12 protein-coding genes are annotated in these 16,801 nt (G+C 73.1%); 8 read left to right on the top strand and 4 right to left on the bottom strand.

The window, feature by feature from the left end:
• Positions 1 to 275: 275 nt before the first annotated feature.
• A complete protein-coding gene (locus ABD126_RS22575) occupies positions 276 to 1,799 on the bottom strand; it encodes an amino acid permease (protein WP_343935867.1) in 1,524 nt (507 codons plus the stop codon).
• An 80-nt stretch (positions 1,800 to 1,879) separates the two neighbouring features.
• Here ABD126_RS22575 and ABD126_RS22570 point away from each other — a divergent pair, with 80 nt between their 5' ends.
• Positions 1,880 to 3,169 carry a glutamate mutase L gene (locus tag ABD126_RS22570; RefSeq protein ID WP_343935866.1) on the top strand — a complete coding sequence of 430 codons (1,290 nt, stop codon included), beginning with the start codon at positions 1,880 to 1,882 and terminating at the stop codon, positions 3,167 to 3,169.
• Here the strand turns inward: ABD126_RS22570 and ABD126_RS22565 are convergent, their stop codons facing one another.
• Together ABD126_RS22565 and ABD126_RS22560 are read right to left on the bottom strand one after the other, a co-directional pair.
• On the bottom strand, positions 3,170 to 3,853 hold the full coding sequence (locus ABD126_RS22565) for a Crp/Fnr family transcriptional regulator (RefSeq protein ID WP_343935865.1): 684 nt from the start codon (positions 3,851 to 3,853) through the stop codon (positions 3,170 to 3,172).
• 168 nt (positions 3,854 to 4,021) lie between these two features.
• A complete protein-coding gene (locus tag ABD126_RS22560) occupies positions 4,022 to 6,415 on the bottom strand; it encodes a hypothetical protein (RefSeq protein ID WP_343935864.1) in 2,394 nt (797 codons plus the stop codon).
• Positions 6,416 to 6,544: 129 nt separating this feature from the next.
• On the opposite strand from ABD126_RS22560, the gene ahcY reads away from it, so the two are divergent.
• Positions 6,545 to 8,008 carry an adenosylhomocysteinase gene (gene ahcY, locus ABD126_RS22555; protein ID WP_343935863.1) on the top strand — a complete coding sequence of 488 codons (1,464 nt, stop codon included), beginning with the start codon at positions 6,545 to 6,547 and terminating at the stop codon, positions 8,006 to 8,008.
• A 263-nt stretch (positions 8,009 to 8,271) separates the two neighbouring features.
• Here the strand turns inward: ahcY and ABD126_RS22550 are convergent, their stop codons facing one another.
• The gene (locus tag ABD126_RS22550; protein WP_343935862.1) at positions 8,272 to 9,210 is read right to left on the bottom strand and encodes a hypothetical protein; all 939 of its coding nucleotides are present in this window, start codon (positions 9,208 to 9,210) and stop codon (positions 8,272 to 8,274) included.
• A gap of 143 nt (positions 9,211 to 9,353) precedes the next feature.
• Between ABD126_RS22550 and ABD126_RS22545 the strand changes: the two genes are divergently transcribed.
• The 6 genes from ABD126_RS22545 (at position 9,354) to hpf (ending at position 16,357) form a co-directional block, all read left to right on the top strand.
• Complete coding sequence (locus ABD126_RS22545; RefSeq protein ID WP_343935861.1) at positions 9,354 to 9,995, top strand: dTMP kinase; 642 nt, start codon at positions 9,354 to 9,356, stop codon at positions 9,993 to 9,995.
• Between the two features lie 186 nt (positions 9,996 to 10,181).
• On the top strand, positions 10,182 to 10,859 hold the full coding sequence (gene mtrA / locus ABD126_RS22540; RefSeq protein ID WP_121009184.1) for an MtrAB system response regulator MtrA: 678 nt from the start codon (positions 10,182 to 10,184) through the stop codon (positions 10,857 to 10,859).
• Positions 10,860 to 10,869: 10 nt separating this feature from the next.
• Positions 10,870 to 12,597: an MtrAB system histidine kinase MtrB gene (mtrB, locus tag ABD126_RS22535; protein ID WP_343935860.1), complete on the top strand. Its 1,728-nt coding sequence runs from the start codon at positions 10,870 to 10,872 to the stop codon at positions 12,595 to 12,597.
• Entirely contained in the window at positions 12,594 to 14,408 is a 1,815-nt protein-coding gene (locus ABD126_RS22530; RefSeq protein WP_343935859.1) for an LpqB family beta-propeller domain-containing protein, read from the top strand. Before mtrB ends, ABD126_RS22530 begins: the two co-directional genes overlap by 4 nt.
• 315 nt (positions 14,409 to 14,723) lie before the next feature.
• Positions 14,724 to 15,233: a ComF family protein gene (locus ABD126_RS22525; RefSeq protein ID WP_343935858.1), complete on the top strand. Its 510-nt coding sequence runs from the start codon at positions 14,724 to 14,726 to the stop codon at positions 15,231 to 15,233.
• Positions 15,234 to 15,664: 431 nt separating this feature from the next.
• Positions 15,665 to 16,357 (top strand): ribosome hibernation-promoting factor, HPF/YfiA family, encoded by a 693-nt coding sequence (gene hpf, locus ABD126_RS22520; RefSeq protein WP_343935857.1) that lies wholly within the window; start codon positions 15,665 to 15,667, stop codon positions 16,355 to 16,357.
• Positions 16,358 to 16,801 lie beyond the last annotated feature (444 nt).

The raw sequence follows: 16,801 nt of genomic DNA, 5'->3' as shown, positions 1-16,801 counted from the left end.
AGTTCCCTTTGAGCGGGGCGTGAAACCACCGCCCGTTGGCGGCCGGCGGCTCCAGCAGCAACAAGGCGGCAAATCAGGCGAACGGCCCGCGCCCACCGTGATCGCCGGGTGGACATCCAGGTCGAACGGATGCCACTCGGCGATCAGACGCGCGGTGGGCGCGGGCCGGCTGGGAACGCCCAGGTGGACCCCTCCGGTGATGGAGCCGGCCTGGACGACGGTGGTCGCCTCGCCGGACAGCTCGTCGTGCACCGGACCGGTCACGGTGATCGACGCTACGGCACCTCGTCCGGCTTGACCACGGGGACGTTCGTGGCCCCGTGCCCCTTGCCCAGCAACGAGTGCCGCCGGCTGTAGGCGAAGTACACGACCACGCCCAGCACCATCCACGCCAGGAACCGCACCCACGTCAACGCGGTCAGGTTCAGCATCAGCCACACGCACGCGATGATCGACAGGACCGGCACCAGCGGCACCAGCGGCACGCGGAAGCCGCGCGGCAGGTCCGGGCGGGTCTTGCGCAGCACCAGCACGCCCGCCGACACCAGCACGAACGCGAACAGCGTGCCGACGTTGACCATCTCCTCCAGCTTGCCCGCCGGGAAGAAGCCCGCCGCGATCGCGACCAGCACGCCGATGAGGACCGTGATCCGGTACGGCGTGCCGTGCTTGCCGGTGCGCGCCAGGCCGCGCGGCATCAGGCCGTCGCGGGACATCGCGAACAGCACCCGCGACTGGCCCAGCATGAGCACCATCACGACCGTCGTCAGACCGGCCAGCGCGCCGACCGAGATGACCGTCGCCGCCCAGTCCACGCCGTTCTCCGCGAACGCCGTGGCCAGGGTCGCGCGGGACCCGTCCGGCTGGGTCTTGAGCCGGTCGTAGGGCAGCATGCCGGTGATCACCAGCGACACCGCCACGTACAGCACGGTCACGATCGCCAGCGACCCCAGGATGCCCCGCGGCACGGCCTTCTGCGGGTTGCGCGTCTCCTCGGCGGTGGTGGCGACCACGTCGAAGCCGATGAACGCGAAGAACACCAGCGACGCCGCCGCGAGCAGCCCCAGCACGCCGTAGGTGCTGCCCTCGAAGCCGGTGAGCAGCGAGAACAGCGACTGCTCCAGCCCGGTCGCGGTGGACCCGCCGGTCTGCGCGGGCGGGATGTACGGGCTGTAGTTCGCGGCCTTGATGTAGCCGATGCCCAGCACGATGACCAGCAGCACCACGGCGACCTTCACCGCCGTGATCACCGCGCTGACCCGCGAGGACAGCTTCGTGCCCACGACCAGCAGCACGGTCAGCGTCGCCACCAGCAGCAGCGAGCCCCAGTCGACCTCGAACCCGGCCACGACCGCGGTCGTCTTCAGGTCCAGCCCGAGCTGGGCCAGCACGGTCTGCAGGTACAGCGACCACCCCTTGGCCACGGCCGCCGCGCCGACCGCGAACTCCAGCACGAGGTCCCAGCCGATGATCCACGCCATGAACTCGCCGAACGTGGCGTACGAGAACGTGTACGCGCTGCCCGCCACCGGCACGGTGGACGCGAACTCCGCGTAGCACAGCGCGGCGAGCGCGCAGGCGACGGCGGCGAGCACGAACGCCAGCGACACCGACGGCCCGGCGAGGTTGCCCGCCGTGGACGCCGTCAGCGTGAAGATGCCCGCGCCGATGACGACTGCGACGCCGAAGACCGTGAGGTCCCACGCGGTGAGGTCTTTGCGGAGCTTGGTGTCCGGCTCGTCGGTGTCGGCGATCGACTGTTCGATCGACTTGGTGCGCCAAAGCCCGTTCCCCGGCACGGTGCTTCTCCTCCTCGTCGAGGGTTGTCCTGACGTCGGGCCAGCCTAGAGCCCGGCCGTCAACGGGTAGCTTTCCCCACATGACCGTGCTCTGCCTGGACGTGGGCTCGACCTGGACCAAGGGCGCCCTGGTGTCGGCCGACGGCGACCTGCTCGGGACCGCGCAGCGGCCGACGTCGCCGCCCGAGGTGCTGGACGGGATCGCCGCCGTGTCGGCGGAGCTGGTCGGTGCGGCCGAACCGGGCGGCGCGGCCGGTGCGGTCGAGGTGTTGGCGTGCTCGTCGGCCGGTGGTGGGTTGCGGCTGGCGGTGGTGGGGCAGGAACGGCTGGTCAGCGCCGAGGCCGGGTACCGGGTGGCGCTGTCCGCGGGTGCCCGGGTGGTGCACGTCTCGGCCGGCCTGCTCGACGGACCCGGCCTGCGGGCCTTGCGCGCGGCGAAGCCCGACCTGGTGCTGCTGGTCGGCGGCACGGACGGCGGTGACACGTCGGTGCTGCTGCACAACGCGGACCGCATCGGCCGCAACCGGCTGGCGTGCCCGATCGTGCTGGCCGGCAACGTCGAGGCCCGCGACGCCGCCCTGGCCGCGCTGGCCGGTCGCACCGTCGTGGCCGCCGACAACGTGCTGCCCGACGTGGGCGAACTGGCCCCCGGCCCGGCCCGGTCGGCGATCCGCGAGGTGTTCCTGCGGCACGTCATCGGCGGCAAGGGCCTGTCCCGGGGACCGCGCTTCCGCCGCATGGTGCGCGCGGTGACGCCGGACGCCGTCCTCAAGGGAGTGTCGCGTTTGGCCACCCAGGACAGCGAGGGCGCCGTCCTGGTGGTGGATGTGGGCGGCGCCACAACGGATGTGTACTCGGCGGTCTCCACTGTGGACACCAAGGAGCGCACGGTCGCGCTCCCGCCGGACCGCCGCACCGTCGAGGGCGACCTGGGCATGCGCTGGTCCGCGCCCGGCGTGGTGGCCGAGGCGGTCACCGAGAAGCTGATCGACAAGACCGAGGCCGCCGCGCTCGCCGCCGAGGCCGACCGGCGCGCGGCGGACGTCCGCTACCTGGCCGAGGACCCCACCGTGGACCTCCGCCTGGCCGCGCTGGCGGCGGTCCTGGCCGTGCGCCGGCACCTGCGCCTGGTGGACGGGCAGCTCGGTCCGCAGGGCGCCGGTCGCCTGGTCCTGTCCGGGGGCGTGTTCCGCCACGCGCCGGACGTGTCCGAAGTGGACCGCACGCTGCGCGGGGACCCGGTGCTGCGCCCGATCCTGAAGTCGGCCGCGATCACGGTGGACCGCGCCTACGTCCTGGCCCCGGCGGGCCTGCTCGCCGACACCGGCCGGGTGGCCGCCGCCGACCGGCTGCTCACCCACCTCGGCTAGTCACATCCCGCCGAACCGGCGCAACGCGTCCAGGTCGGGCACCAGCACGTCGCGCCGGACGTGGCTCACCACCACGCCCGCGCGGCGCAGGTCGCTGAACGCCTTCTCCGCCGTCCGGGGCTTCATGCCGGCGATGGAGGCGAGTTCGACCTTGGTCAGCGGGACGCCGAGCACCCAGCCGCCGGCCTGCTCGGTGCCGTGGGCCTGGACCAGTTCGGCCAGCACGCGCGCCACCCGTTCCGCCGCCGGGCGGGCGAGGAAGTCGCGGCGGCGGTCGTTGACCCAGCGCAGGCGCTCGTTGAGCATCGTGATCAGCTCCACGAACATGTCGGTGCGCCGGTGCATGAACGCCATCAGCTCGTTCGACGTGATCAGCCGGGCGACGACGTCACCGCAGGTCACGATGGTCGCCGACCGCCGGCTGCCGTCCATGGCGGCCATCTCGCCGACCAGGTCGCCGCGCCCCCGGACGCCCAGCAGCCCGGTCTCCCCGGACTCGTCGGTGACCTGGACCTTCACCACGCCGTCGAGCAGGAGCAGGGCGTGGTTGTCCGGCGCGCCCTGCTCGATGACCCGGCGGTCGGCCGGGTAGCGCACGAGCGCGCCGATGGTCAGCAGCTCCTGGCGGGTGGCCGGCCGGAGCCGGTCCAGGAGGGTGCGGACGGGCCAGTCCGGGTCAGCCATCGCCACCCCCGCTGAGAGGTTCCACATGGGACAAGAGGGCGGTCGGCCCGTCCCGGTACTGCTCCATCCGGGCGGCGCTGCCCGGCCCGACACCACGCTCCGTGCCACCGCGCCCCGCCGAACTGCCGCGCCCCACCCCACACCGGCCGCCGCCGAGCCCCGCCGGGCTCACGCGCCCGGGACCACGCCGGGCGCCGCGGGCCCCGGTGCGTTGCGGGCCACCGGCAGGACCAACCCCGGCGACGGCGGCGGCGCGGACAGGTCCTCCAGCCCCGCCGCGGCGGCCACCGCCCGGTCCCACTCCGGGTCGGACGGGTAGTCCGCGTGCCGGTTCACCCCCGGCGCCCACCGCCGCCCCGGGAACGGTCCGCGCTGAGGGTCCGGCAGCCAGTGGTCGCCGCCGAGCACCAGCGCCCCGGTCGGGCCGCGCTTCGCGGGCGGCAGCGCGCCGGTCGTGCCGTCCGGCAGGAAGCCCACGCCCAGCAGCATGCCGTCGAACACCTGCCGGCCCCACGTCGTCACCGCCCCGCCCAACGGGTCGGTGCCCCGGCACAGCGCCCGCCACCGCCCGCGCAGGCTCCCGGACAACGCGGCCAACGAGCTGTGCGGCACGACCGCCGGGAACGCCCGCTGGTACGCCCACTGCAACTGCGACCCCGAGGTCACCAGGCCCAGCCGCGCCACCTGGTCCTCCGGCAGCTCCTCCACCAACCGGGCAGCGGCGACGGCCGCCAGCAGCGAACCCTGCGAGTGCCCGACCAGCACCACGCGCGTGCCGGGGTCGGCCAGGTGCTCCCGAACCCGCGACACCAGTTCCGGCACGACCTTCAACGCGTAGCAGGGCGGCACGACCGGGTGCGCCTCGCGCGGCCAGAACGCCGCCAGGTCGGCCAGCACCCCGAGCTGCCGGGCGGTGTCCGGCCGCCGCGCCGCCAGCCACACCGCCCGCAGCAACGACAGCACCAGCACGGCCAGCACCACGACCCCCGCCGCCGCGAACGGCCGCGCCCACCCCGGCGGGTCCACCTCGCGCAGCCGCAGCGCCGCCGCCGGCACGGCGCCCGACACCAGCACGCCGGCCGCGATCAGCACCACGTGGTGGCTGTGCCGTTGCTGCCACCGCGCCCACCACCAGGCCCGCGCCGCCCGCACGACGTCCCGCGCCCGACCGGAGTGCAGCAGCGCCGCCTCGCGCGCCCACTCCTCGCCCCGGCGCAGCGAACTCCACCGCACCATCCCCGTCGTCAACGCCATGACCAGCACCGCCGCCAGCGCCGCCACCCCGGCCAGGCCCCACAGCAGCGCGATGTAGTCGTACCCGCGCGGCAGCACGCCGTGCCCGAGCAGCCGCCGCAACGCCAGCGCCACCCCGGCCCCGAACCCGCCGCCCAGCAGCGCCGCGACCGCGACGACGGGCGCGGCCATCCAGCCACCCGCCCACGGCCGCTGGTCGCGCGGCAGGTCCCGCCACGTCCGCCGGGCCAGCAGCGCCGCCGGCACCAGCAACAGCCCCAGCGCGAGGCACACCAGCGCGACCAGCGCCGCCACCAGCTGCACGGCCAGGTCCGCGCCCGGCATCCGGTCCGGCAGCCGCGTCACCAACCCCGCCGCCACCGCGAACACCGCCCACGCGCACGTCAGCAGCACCCGCCGGGGCCGCCGCCCCAGCACCGCCCGCAGCCACCGGCCACCCCGGTGCGGCGCGCCGCCGGTCGGGTCGTCCAGCAGCATCCCGGCCAGCGCCGCGAACCCCACCAGCGCCACGCCCAGCCCCCAGCACACCCACAGCGCGACGCCGTGCCGGCCGGGGGCGACCAGCGGCCCGAGCGGCCCGCCCAGCCCGACCACGACGGCCGCGCCCAACGCCGCCACCAGGTGCAGCACGCGCAGCGCGGGCACGTCGGGGTCCGTCGCGACGTGCGCCCCGGGCAGGCTCGACCCCACCGGACCGGACGCCGGCACGGCCTTCCGCTCGATCCGCCAGTCCACACTGGACACCCGGTGCAGCACGAGCACCACGAGCGCGATCGGCGCCATCCCGACCACCGACCGCAGCCACGGCACCTCCGACACCGGCCCCCACAGGCACGTCGAGCCCGGCGCGAGGCACTGCGCGGCCACCAGGTCCAGGCTGATCACCGCCACCTGCGCCACCAGCAGCACGGTCAGCAGCAGCGCCGCCAGCCGCAGCAGCGCCCGCAGCGCGACCCCGAGCAGGTGCGCGGGCACCGACCCGGTGGGCACCGGCGGCAGCATCCAGTGCGCCACGTTCGCCAGCGAGAACGGGAACAGCAGCGCCCAGGTCGCCTTCGCCCAGCCGCCGGAGGTCATCGCGCCCCACACGTAGCCCTCGACCACGCGCGGCACCGGACGGCCGCCCGCCTGGAGCACCGGCCCGGGCGCGGGTCTGCGCAGCCGGTCGGCCGGGCGCACGATCCGCCCCAGCCCGTCACCCGCGACGTCCACCGCGGCCACCGCGTCCACCAGGGACTGCGGGGTGGTGCCCTGGACGCCGTGCACGCGCAGTTCGACCACCCGTGTGTCGGGGCCGGGAATCAGCACGAAACCTCCCGCGAGCCGTCTCGCCAGCCCCGCCATAGTGGTCCATCGCAAGCCCCGTCGCAGCCGACCCGGAGTTCGGGCGTGGCGGGCGGTAGGGTCGGCAGCCGACCCGAGATGGAGGAACCCGTCATGACCGCCGAGAGGCTCCAGACTCGAAACGGCATCGATTTCGCCGTGGCCGACCTCTCCCAGGCTGAGTTCGGCCGCAAGGAGATCCGCCTGGCCGAGCACGAGATGCCCGGCTTGATGGCGCTGCGGCGCGAGTACTCCGAGGTGTACCCGCTGAAGGGGGCGCGGATCTCCGGCTCGCTGCACATGACCGTGCAGACCGCCGTGCTCATCGAGACGCTGGTGTCCCTCGGCGCCGAGGTCCGCTGGGCCTCGTGCAACATCTTCTCCACCCAGGACCACGCCGCCGCGGCGGTCGTGGTGGGCCCGCACGGCACCGTCGAGGAGCCCAAGGGCGTGCCGGTGTTCGCCTGGAAGGGCGAGACGCTGGAGGAGTACTGGTGGACCGCCGAGCAGATGCTGACCTGGCCCGACGGCGGCGGCCCGAACATGATCCTCGACGACGGCGGTGACGCGACCCTGCTGGTCCACAAGGGCGTCCAGTACGAGAAGGCGGGCGTCGTGCCGGCCGCCTCGGAGGACGACCCGGAGGAGTGGCGGATCGTCCTGGAGACGCTGCGCGAGTCGCTGGCCGCGGACTCCGGCAAGTGGACCAAGATCGCCGAGGGCATCCGCGGCGTGACCGAGGAGACCACCACGGGCGTCATGCGCCTGTACCAGCTGGCGGCGGCCGGCGAGCTGCTGTTCCCGGCGATCAACGTCAACGACGCGGTCACCAAGTCGAAGTTCGACAACCGCTACGGCATCCGCCACTCCCTGATCGACGGCATCAACCGCGGCACCGACGTGCTGATGGGCGGCAAGGTGGCCGTGATCTGCGGTTACGGCGACGTCGGCAAGGGCGCGGCGGAGTCGCTGCGCGGCCAGGGCGCGCGGATCATCGTGACCGAGATCGACCCGATCTGCGCCCTGCAGGCGGCGATGGACGGCTACGACGTGCAGGTCCTGGAAGACGTCCTGGACAAGGCCGACATCGTGATCACCACGACCGGCAACAAGGACGTCGTGCGCATCGAGCACATGGAGCGCATGAAGCACCAGGCGATCGTCGGCAACATCGGCCACTTCGACAACGAGATCGACATGGCCGGCCTCCAGCGCTACCCGGGCATCCAGCGGATCAACATCAAGCCGCAGGTCGACGAGTGGGTGTTCCCGGACGGCCACAGCATCCTGGTGCTCTCGGAGGGCCGCCTGCTCAACCTGGGCAACGCGACCGGCCACCCGAGCTTCGTGATGTCGAACTCGTTCTCCAACCAGGTGATCGCGCAGGTCGAGCTGTTCACCAAGTTCCAGGAGTACGACAAGGAGGTCTACCGCCTCCCGAAGAAGCTGGACGAGAAGGTCGCGCGCATCCACCTGGAGGCGCTGGGCGGCAAGCTCACCAAGCTGACGAAGGACCAGGCGGAGTACATCGACGTCGACGTCGAGGGCCCGTACAAGCCGGAGCACTACCGCTACTGAGTTGGATGGCGCGACTCCGTCGCGCGGCTCGGCCGCCTGGAAGTCGGCTCATCGCGCCGGCTTTCCCGACGATCGGAAGGGCTGATCGTCGGGAAAGCCGGCGCGACAAGCCGACGCGGCCTCGCGACTGAGGGCGGCGGTCTGCGGCGGGAGTGCGGTGGCTCCGCGGCTTGGGGCGGTGGCGCCGTGGCTTGAGGGCAAGCGGCCTGCGGCTTCGGCTTCGGGTCGTCTCGCTTCGGCGAGGTCTGCCGTCGGACGCGGTCCTAGGCGCTCCACTCCACCCCGATGCCGGCGGTTCCCGGACCGATGTCCGTGAAGTACGCGCTCACCACCCCGCCGATGCCGCACACCAGGTCCTCCACGTCCACCGGCACGGTGTTCGGCTCGGTCCGGAACTGCTTGGTGCACCGGGCCGGCAGCGCCCTGCGGTTGAACGCCAGTTGCAGCAGGTAGCTGCGGCACGGGGTGGGGAAGGTGCGGACGTGGCCCGGGGTCGCGCCGCCGGTGTCGTCCACGACCGTGAACGAGAAGACGTGCTCCTCGCCCTCGTCCAGGCGGCGGTCGAAGAGGAGTTCGAAGACCAGGGTCCTGGGTTGCCGGCGCAGCCTGCCCTGCCGGCACCCCTCGGCCGGTCTGACCAGGGCGTTCTCCACGGCCGAACCCTCGTCGCCGCGGTGCACGGCCACGAACCGGTCCGGGCCCGAGCGCAGCGCCCGCACGACCAGCCGCGTGGTGACGGTGCGGCGTTCGCGGTGCGGGCCCACGAGCACGGTGTCGTGCGCGGACAGCACCTCCAGGTCGGTGTTGTCCGGCGCGGCCTCGAAGTCGGTCGGCGCGACCCACGCCGGCTCGGCGTACCCGCGCGGCGGGCGGGGCTGCGGGCGGGTGCCGACCAGGGCGACCAGGGAGTCCGACGGCAGCCGCAGCACGGTCTCCAGGGCGCGCACGGTCTCCAACGCCCGCGGCACTTCCGGGTGACGCAGTCCCCGCTGCCAGTAACTCAGCGTCGACTGCCCGACCTGCACGCCGTGCTGCGCCAGGTGCGCTCGCAGCCGGGCCAGCGACAACCCGCGGTGGGCGATCGCGTCGTGCAGCGCGCGGTGGAACGGTCCGTAACGCAGCGTCTCGACCAGGGCACGGGGCAACCCGGGTGGGTGGTCGACCGATCCGGCCGACGTGGCGTGCCCGGAATCCGCGGTCACCGCGGCACCACCCTCTTCCGCACAGGCCCCAGGTTGGGAACACCGTAGTCACTCGTTTCGGTGAGAGAAAGATCGCCCAGTCACCCGAGTGGGCGATCTGATGCCCCCGATCGATGACGAAGGCCGCCCCTTAGGGTGGCGGCGTGGGAAAACTCGTCGTGATCGAGGGCCTGGACGGGGCCGGCAAGCGCACGCTCGCCAAGGCGCTCACCGACGGCCTCGCCGCTCGGGGCGCGAAGGTCGTCACGGGCGCGTTCCCGAGGTACGACGAGGACGTGCACGCCGAACTCGTCCGGGACGCCCTGCACGGCCGGCTCGGCGACCTCACCGACTCCGTGCACGGCATGTCCGTCCTCTACGCCCTGGACCGCCGGGACGCCGCCGCCAAGATCCGCGCGGACCTCGACCAGTACGACGTCGTCCTCCTCGACCGCTACATCGCGTCGAACGCCGCGTACGGCGCGGCGCGGCTGCGCCAGCACGCGGACGGCGAGTTCGTCGCCTGGGTGAAGGCCCTGGAGGTGGACCGCTTCGGGACCCCGATGCCGGACCTCCAGCTCCTGCTCCGCGTCCCGGTCGCCGTCGCCGCGGACCGCGCGGCCCACCGCGAGGCCACCGAGCAGCGCGAACGCGACCTCTACGAATCCGACGACGACCTCCAGTCCCGGTGCGCCGCCGTGTACGACGAACTGGCCGCCGCGCACTGGCTGTCACCGTGGGAGGTCATCGACGGCAGGGTCGAGTGGGACGTTGAACCGCTCCTCGACCGGTATTTCACCCGTTAGTATCACGAAGTAACAAAACGTGACCGCCGTGCCGATGAGTCGCTGACGAGACCCCTTCGGCGAGGGCGAGGTGGGCACGTGGAACGGCGACCGAGACCGATCACGGAGTGGGCCCGGGCGACGACCAGCGGCGATGAGCCGTGGGCGGTGCGTGGTGCTCCGGCCATTAGTGGGACGATGTTGGGTATGAAGGCACGCGTGCTCGTGGTGGACGACGACCCCGCTCTGGCGGAGATGCTGACCATCGTGCTGCGGGGCGAGGGTTTCGATACCGCGGTGGTGGCCGATGGCGCCCGCGCGCTGCCCGCCCTGCGCGAGTTGAAACCGGACCTGGTCCTGCTCGACCTCATGCTGCCCGGCATGAACGGCATCGACGTGTGCAAGGCGATCCGCTCCGAGTCGGGCGTCCCGATCGTCATGCTCACCGCCAAGAGCGACACCGTGGACGTCGTGCTGGGCCTGGAGTCCGGCGCGGACGACTACGTGGTCAAGCCGTTCAAGCCCAAGGAGCTGGTCGCGCGCATCCGCGCCCGCCTGCGCCGCACCGAGGCCGAGCCCGCCGAGGTCCTCCAGATCGGCGACCTCACCATCGACGTCCCCGGCCACGAGGTGCTGCGCGAGGGCCGGCCGATCCAGCTCACGCCGCTGGAGTTCGACCTGCTGGTCGCGCTGGCCCGCAAGCCGCGCCAGGTGTTCACCCGCGAGGTCCTGCTGGAGCAGGTCTGGGGCTACCGGCACGCGGCCGACACCCGCCTGGTGAACGTCCACGTGCAGCGGCTGCGGTCCAAGGTGGAGCGCGACCCGGAGCACCCCGAGGTGGTCCTGACCGTCCGCGGCGTCGGCTACAAGGCCGGTCCTCCGTGACAGGTGCGAGATGACCCTGCTCGACTCCGCCCGGCGCGAGCTGCGGCGCGGTATCGAGAGCGCCCGCCGTCACGGCGTCGCCTTCGGCGAGCTGTGGCGGCGGTCGTTGCAGTTGCGCGTGGTGGTGAGCACGCTCGCGCTGTCCTCGGCCGTGGTGTTCGTGCTGGGCATGGTGCTCCAGGTGCAGATCACCGGCCAGCTGCTGGAGACCAAGACCGAGGCGGCGATCCGCCAGGCCGACGCCAGCGCCGCCGCGGTGCAGCCGGACCTGTCCGGCCTCAACCCGGGCCCGGACAGCGTGCGCTCCCGGTTCACCGCCGCCCTGAACAAGATCAACGCGGCGGGCGCGGGCCTGGACTCGTCGTCCTCCGGCGCGGGCGCGTTCGAACCGGTGCTCTACGACCCCTTCGAGGTCGGCCCGGACGGGCTGCCCGTCGCCGTCGGCCCCTGGGAGGACGTGCCCAAGGGGCTGGTCAAGATGCTCGACCAGGGCAGCGCCGGCTACCAGATCACCACCGTGGAACGGGCCACCGGCGCCACCACGCTGCTCATCGTGGGCAAGCCGGTGAACACGGCGTCCCGCTCGATGCACCTCTACCTGCTGTTCCCGCTGACCGGTGAGCAGGCCACCGCGGACGTCGTCCAGTCCACGCTCGTCGTCGGCGGCGTCGTGCTGCTGTTGCTGCTCGCGGTGATCGCGAACCTGGTCACGCGGCAGGTCGTGCGGCCGGTGCGGCAGGCCGCCGAGATCGCGGAGCGGTTCGCCGACGGCAGCCTGGACGAGCGGATGCCGGTGGTCGGCGAGGACGACGTGGCGCGGCTGGCCGAGTCGTACAACGAGATGGCGGCCAGCATCCAGCGGCAGATCCACCAGCTGGAGGAGTTCGGCCAGCTCCAGCGGCGGTTCACCTCGGACGTCTCGCACGAGCTGCGCACCCCGCTGACCACGGTCCGGATGGCGGCCGACGTGCTGCACGCCTCGCGCGAGCAGTTCCCCAGCGGCCTGGCCCGGTCGACCGAGCTGCTGGTGGACGAGCTGGACCGGTTCGAGTCGCTGCTCGGCGACCTGCTGGAGATCTCCCGCCTGGACGCGGGCGTCGAGGAGCTGGCCGCCGAACTGGTGGACATCCGCGTGCTGGCGCGGCGCGCGCACGACTCGGTGCGGGCCATCGCGAACAGCAGCGGCACCACGATCGTCATGGACCTGCCCGACCACGAGGTGACCGCCGAGCTGGACTCGCGGCGCGTCGAGCGCATCCTGCGCAACCTGCTCGCCAACGCCATCGACCACGGCGAGGGCCTGCCGGTGGAGCTGACCCTGCGCGGCGACGGCGACGCGGTGGCGGTGACCGTGCGCGACCACGGCGTCGGCCTGCGGCCCGGCGAGGCGGAGCTGGTGTTCAACCGGTTCTGGCGGGCCGACCCGTCGCGCAACCGGCGCACCGGCGGCACCGGCCTCGGCCTGTCGATCTCGCTGGAGGACGCCCGCCTGCACGGCGGCTGGCTGGAGGCGTGGGGCGAGCGCGGGTACGGCGCGGTGTTCCGGCTGACCCTGCCGTGCCGCCACGGCCACGAGCTGACGTCCAGCCCGCTGCCCCTGGAACCGCCCGACCTGCCGCCGGTGCCGGCCGAGCCCGAACCGGACGAGGAGCCCACCGGCGAGGTCGAGCTGACCGAGGAGGAGATCACGTGGCAGCCCGCCGAGCCGGTGACGGGCGAGCGCGAGGAGGTCCGGTGACCCCTTCCGGCCCGACCCCGCCCCGCCCGACCCGATCCCGTGCGGCCGGGCGCGGTCGCGTGCCGGGCAGGCGGTTGTTCGCGCTGGTCGCGGCGTTGCTGGCGCTGTCCGGGTGCGCCGCGATCCCGACCCAGACCTCGCCGGTGCCGATCAACCCGTCGGCCGGCGGCGCCACCGAGGCCGCCGCCCCGAAACCCGCCAAGGGCATCGACCCGCTGACCCTGGTCCGCGAGTTCGTCAACGCCTCCGCCAACCCCGACGGCGACTACGCCGCCGCCCGCGCCTACCTCACCGAGGACGCGAAGAAGGTCTGGGACATCAAGGTCGCGCCGACCATCATCGAGTCGACCTTCAACACCGTGCCCACCGGCGCGGACCTGCCGTCGGACCCCAAGCGCCGCACGGTCCTGCTCCAGGGCAAGAACATCGGCTCGCTGGAGGTCGACAACTCGTTCGTGCAGCGCGTCGGCGACCTGACCGCCACGATCGGCCTGGAGACCGACAAGGACGGCGAGTGGCGCATCTCCGACCCGCCGGACGGCATCTACGTGCCCCAGTCGGGCTTCAACTCCAACTACCGCCGGGTGACCCTCTACTTCTACAACCCGGACTTCACCGTCCTGGTGCCCGACCCGCGGTACGTGGTGGTCACGCCGTCCACCTCGATCCCGCGCCGGGTGACGGAACTGCTGCTCAAGGGCCCCGCGGTGGGCATGCGCGGCGCGCTGGCGACGGCGATCCCGAACGGCGCTTCGCAGCGCACGAACACGCAGGAAGCCGACGACGGGGCGTTGCAGGTGGACCTGACCCGGGTCGGCGACCTGACCGTCCAGGCGCGCAAGCAGATCGTCGCGCAGGTGGTGAAGTCGCTGGTCGGGGTGTCGAGCAGCCGCATCCGCGTGCTGGTCGAGGGCGCCCGGATCTCGGCCGACCAGGCGGAGTGGCGGCTCGCGGACATCCAGCCGCAGACTGGCGAGGCCCTGGTCACGCCGGACGCCGACCTGTCCGGACTGGTGGTCAGCGGCGGCCAGGTGCGCAAGCTGGTGGGCGGCGAGCCGGTCAAGGGGCCGTCCGGGACGGGCGAGTACCAGGTGGTCAGCGCGGCGCAGTCGTTGGACGGCACGCAGTTGGCCGTGGTGAGCCGGGTGGACGAGAAGAACGTCCGCCTGCGCGTCGGGAACCTCGAAGAGCCGCTCGGGCTGGTGGACCTGCCCGCGACCTCGTTGACCCGGCCCACGTGGCTGCTGGGCAGCCGGGAGGACGACCCCAGCACGGAGGTGTGGACGGTCGCGGACGGGTCGAACGTGGTCCGGGTGCTCAAGACCGACGCCGGGTGGCGGGCGAACGCGGTGAACGCCTCCGAGCTGTCCTCCACGTTCGGGCCGATCACCGAGCTGCGGCTGTCCCGGGACGGCACGCGGGTCGCGGCGGTCGCGGGCGGGCGGCTGGTGGTCGCGGCCGTGGTGCGCGGGCAGGACTCGTCGGTGTCGCTGCGGCTGGCGCGCAACTTGCAGCCGACCGTGCTCGGGACGGCCGTGCTGACGGTGGACTGGCTGGCGCAGGACGTGCTGGTGGCGGGGACGTCGCTGGCGTCGCTGCCGATCGCGAAGGTCAACGTCGACGGGCTGAAGGTGGAGCGGTACAACGCGTCGAACCTGACCGTGCCGGTCCGCTCGGTGACCGCCGCGCCGGGGCGCAACGTGGTGGCCGTGGACGAGAGCGGGCTGTGGAGCGCGGGCGACGTCGGTGACGTGTGGCGGGCGTCGGCGGTGAAGGTCGAATCGAGCGCTCGGGCTTTCTACCCGGGCTGACGCCGGCGGAGCGGTTTCGCGACTCCTTCGCCGGCTCGGCCGCCGTCGGGTTTCGCAACTCCTCCGCCCAGCGGGCCGCCGTCGGGTTTCGCAACTCCTCCGCCGAGCCGGTGGTCGACGGGTTTCGCAACTCCTCCGCGGGCCGCACGCGCGGAATTGTCGGTGGGTGCCGGCACGCTCGATCACATGCTGATCAACCTGCTGTTTCCGCCCCGTTGCGCCGGCTGCCGAGCCGAGGGCGCGCTGTGCTGCCCCCGCTGCCTCGGCGCGTTCGGCCCACCCCGATCCGTCCGCGTATCCGGTAAAGGGCCGCCGGTGTTCACGCTCGCCGATTACGCGGGCGTCGGACGTGAACTCGTCCTCGCGTTCAAGGAACGCGGGCGGCGGGAGCTGGCGGCCGTGTTCGGCGCGCTGGTGGCGGCGGCGTTGCCCCGGCTTCCGGGCGTGCGTCCCGACGAGTTCGGGAAATGGTGGCTCGTGCCCGCTCCGTCACGGCGAACGGCGTCCCGGCGGCGCGGAGGTTCCCACTTGGTGGGAACCGCACGGGCGTCCGGTGCCTCGGTGGCCCCGGTCCTGCACTTCCTGCCCGGCGTTCGGGACTCGGTGGGCCTCGACGCGGCGGCCCGGCGGGCCAACCTGAGCGGTCGCGTGCGGCTGCGGCCGAGCGGCCTGCCCCCGCCGGGAACAGCGGTCGTGCTGCTGGACGACGTGGTCACCACGGGTGCGACGGCCGAAGCGTGCGGTGCGGTGTTGAAGGCGGCCGGGTTCCGGGTAACCGCCGTGCTGACGCTGACCGCGGCCCGCTCAACCCACCCACACGGGTGATTCGAGGCGGGAACCCGTCGGCACGTTCAACCGTTGGCCGGGTATGAGGCGCGCACGGAGGCCGTTCGGCGCAGTGACCGAGCCGGCGGCTGCCCGCGCGTTCCTGGGCCGAACGGGTGAGCTGCCGTCCCGGCGCCAGCTCGGCGCGCCCGCCTGGCGCACCGCCGGTACCCGTTTTTCGTCGCTCTGCGTCACGAACGAAAAATCATGGAGTTCCCCCGCCTCGGGGGCTGTCGCATCGGCGAATACCGGGCTAACGTGCACCGCTATCAGCGTTCCCGGCACGCGGGGAGGAGGCGAACAGCCCATGACCCTGGCGCCGGTGGAGGTCTGAGGGACAACCCTCAGCGACAACGCGCGAAGGCGATCGCGCGACCGGTGCCGAAGCGATCCAATGCCATAGCTCGCAGCTAACGCGAGGGAGGTCGTGTATGGACATCGTCGTTAAGGGCCGCAACGTCGAGGTGCCCGATCACTACCGGGTCCACGTCGCCGAGAAGCTGGCCCGGCTTGAGCGATACGACCGCAAGGTCATCCGCTTTGACGTGGAACTCTTCCACGAGCCGAACCGCAGGCAGTCGAAGAACTGCCAGCGGGTGGAGATCACGGGCAAAGGACGTGGCCCGGTAATCCGATCCGAAGCGTGTGCGGGCGACTTCTACGCCGCCCTGGACTCCGCGGTCACCAAGCTCGAGAACCGCCTGCGCCGGTCGCACGACCGACGGCGGGTGCACCACGGGCGGCGCGGCCCGACTTCGGTCGCCGAGGCGACCAGCGGACTGGGGGCGCCACTTCCCCCCGTCCAGACCGACCACGACGGACAAGCACAGGGCATGTGGCTCGGGCACACCGCGTTGCTCGAAGCCGAGGAGTCCGAACCGACCTACGGGGGCATGGCGGAAGTGCCCGCGCAGCAGCGGTGGGACGACATCGAGGAGAAGCTGCCCGGCCAGATCGTGCGCGAGAAGGAACACGCGGCCAAGCCGATGACGGTGGACCAGGCCCTCTACGAGATGGAACTGGTCGGCCACGACTTCTACCTGTTCTCCGACGCCGACTGCGGGCGCCCCAGCGTCGTCTACCGACGGAAGGGATTCGACTACGGCGTGATCCGGCTGGCCTGAGGGAGCCGGCCCAACCCCACTCTCAACGACCCCCGGCGTTTCTCTGCACGCCGGGGTTCGTGCCGTCCAGACCCGGCCAACCCCCCGCCACCGGCCCCGCCCCGCCGCCTGCCACCCGCCGCACCTGCCCGCCGCCTGCGCCTGCCGCCGCACCTGCCCGCCGCCTGCGCCTGCCGCCGCGCCTGCCAGCCGCCCGCGCCTGCCAGCTGCGCCTGCCCGCCACCCGCACCCCCGCCGCGCCCTCCGAACCGCCCGCGCCCGCCGCCGCACCCGTCAGCACCCGGCCGTCCCCGCGCCGAGACCTCCATCACGCCGGCCCGCTCCTCCCACCCGCGCCGCAGCCCCTCGATCCGCCCGACACGCCCGACCGCGCGACCCGCCGCACCCACCCCGGGCACGCCCGTTCAGCGGCTTCCCCCACCGGGTGATCAGGCGATTACGGGC

The organism is Saccharothrix mutabilis subsp. mutabilis, from assembly GCF_039521145.1.
GTDB classification, from domain to species: Bacteria; Actinomycetota; Actinomycetes; order Mycobacteriales; family Pseudonocardiaceae; genus Actinosynnema; species Actinosynnema mutabilis.
The sequence above is the reverse complement of the archived record's forward strand: the minus strand, read 5'-3'. Positions and strand labels throughout refer to the sequence as shown.

Bases quoted from the DNA above. Each gene is read 5' to 3' on its own strand.
- ABD126_RS22570 (WP_343935866.1), top strand. From the start codon at position 1,880: ATGACCGTGCTCTGCCTGGACGTGGGCTCGACCTGGACCAAGGGCGCC.
- ABD126_RS22565 (WP_343935865.1), bottom strand. From the start codon at position 3,853: ATGGCTGACCCGGACTGGCCCGTCCGCACCCTCCTGGACCGGCTCCGG.
- ahcY (WP_343935863.1), top strand. From the start codon at position 6,545: ATGACCGCCGAGAGGCTCCAGACTCGAAACGGCATCGATTTCGCCGTG.
- mtrA (WP_121009184.1), top strand. From the start codon at position 10,182: ATGAAGGCACGCGTGCTCGTGGTGGACGACGACCCCGCTCTGGCGGAG.
- mtrB (WP_343935860.1), top strand. From the start codon at position 10,870: ATGACCCTGCTCGACTCCGCCCGGCGCGAGCTGCGGCGCGGTATCGAG.
- hpf (WP_343935857.1), top strand. From the start codon at position 15,665: ATGGACATCGTCGTTAAGGGCCGCAACGTCGAGGTGCCCGATCACTAC.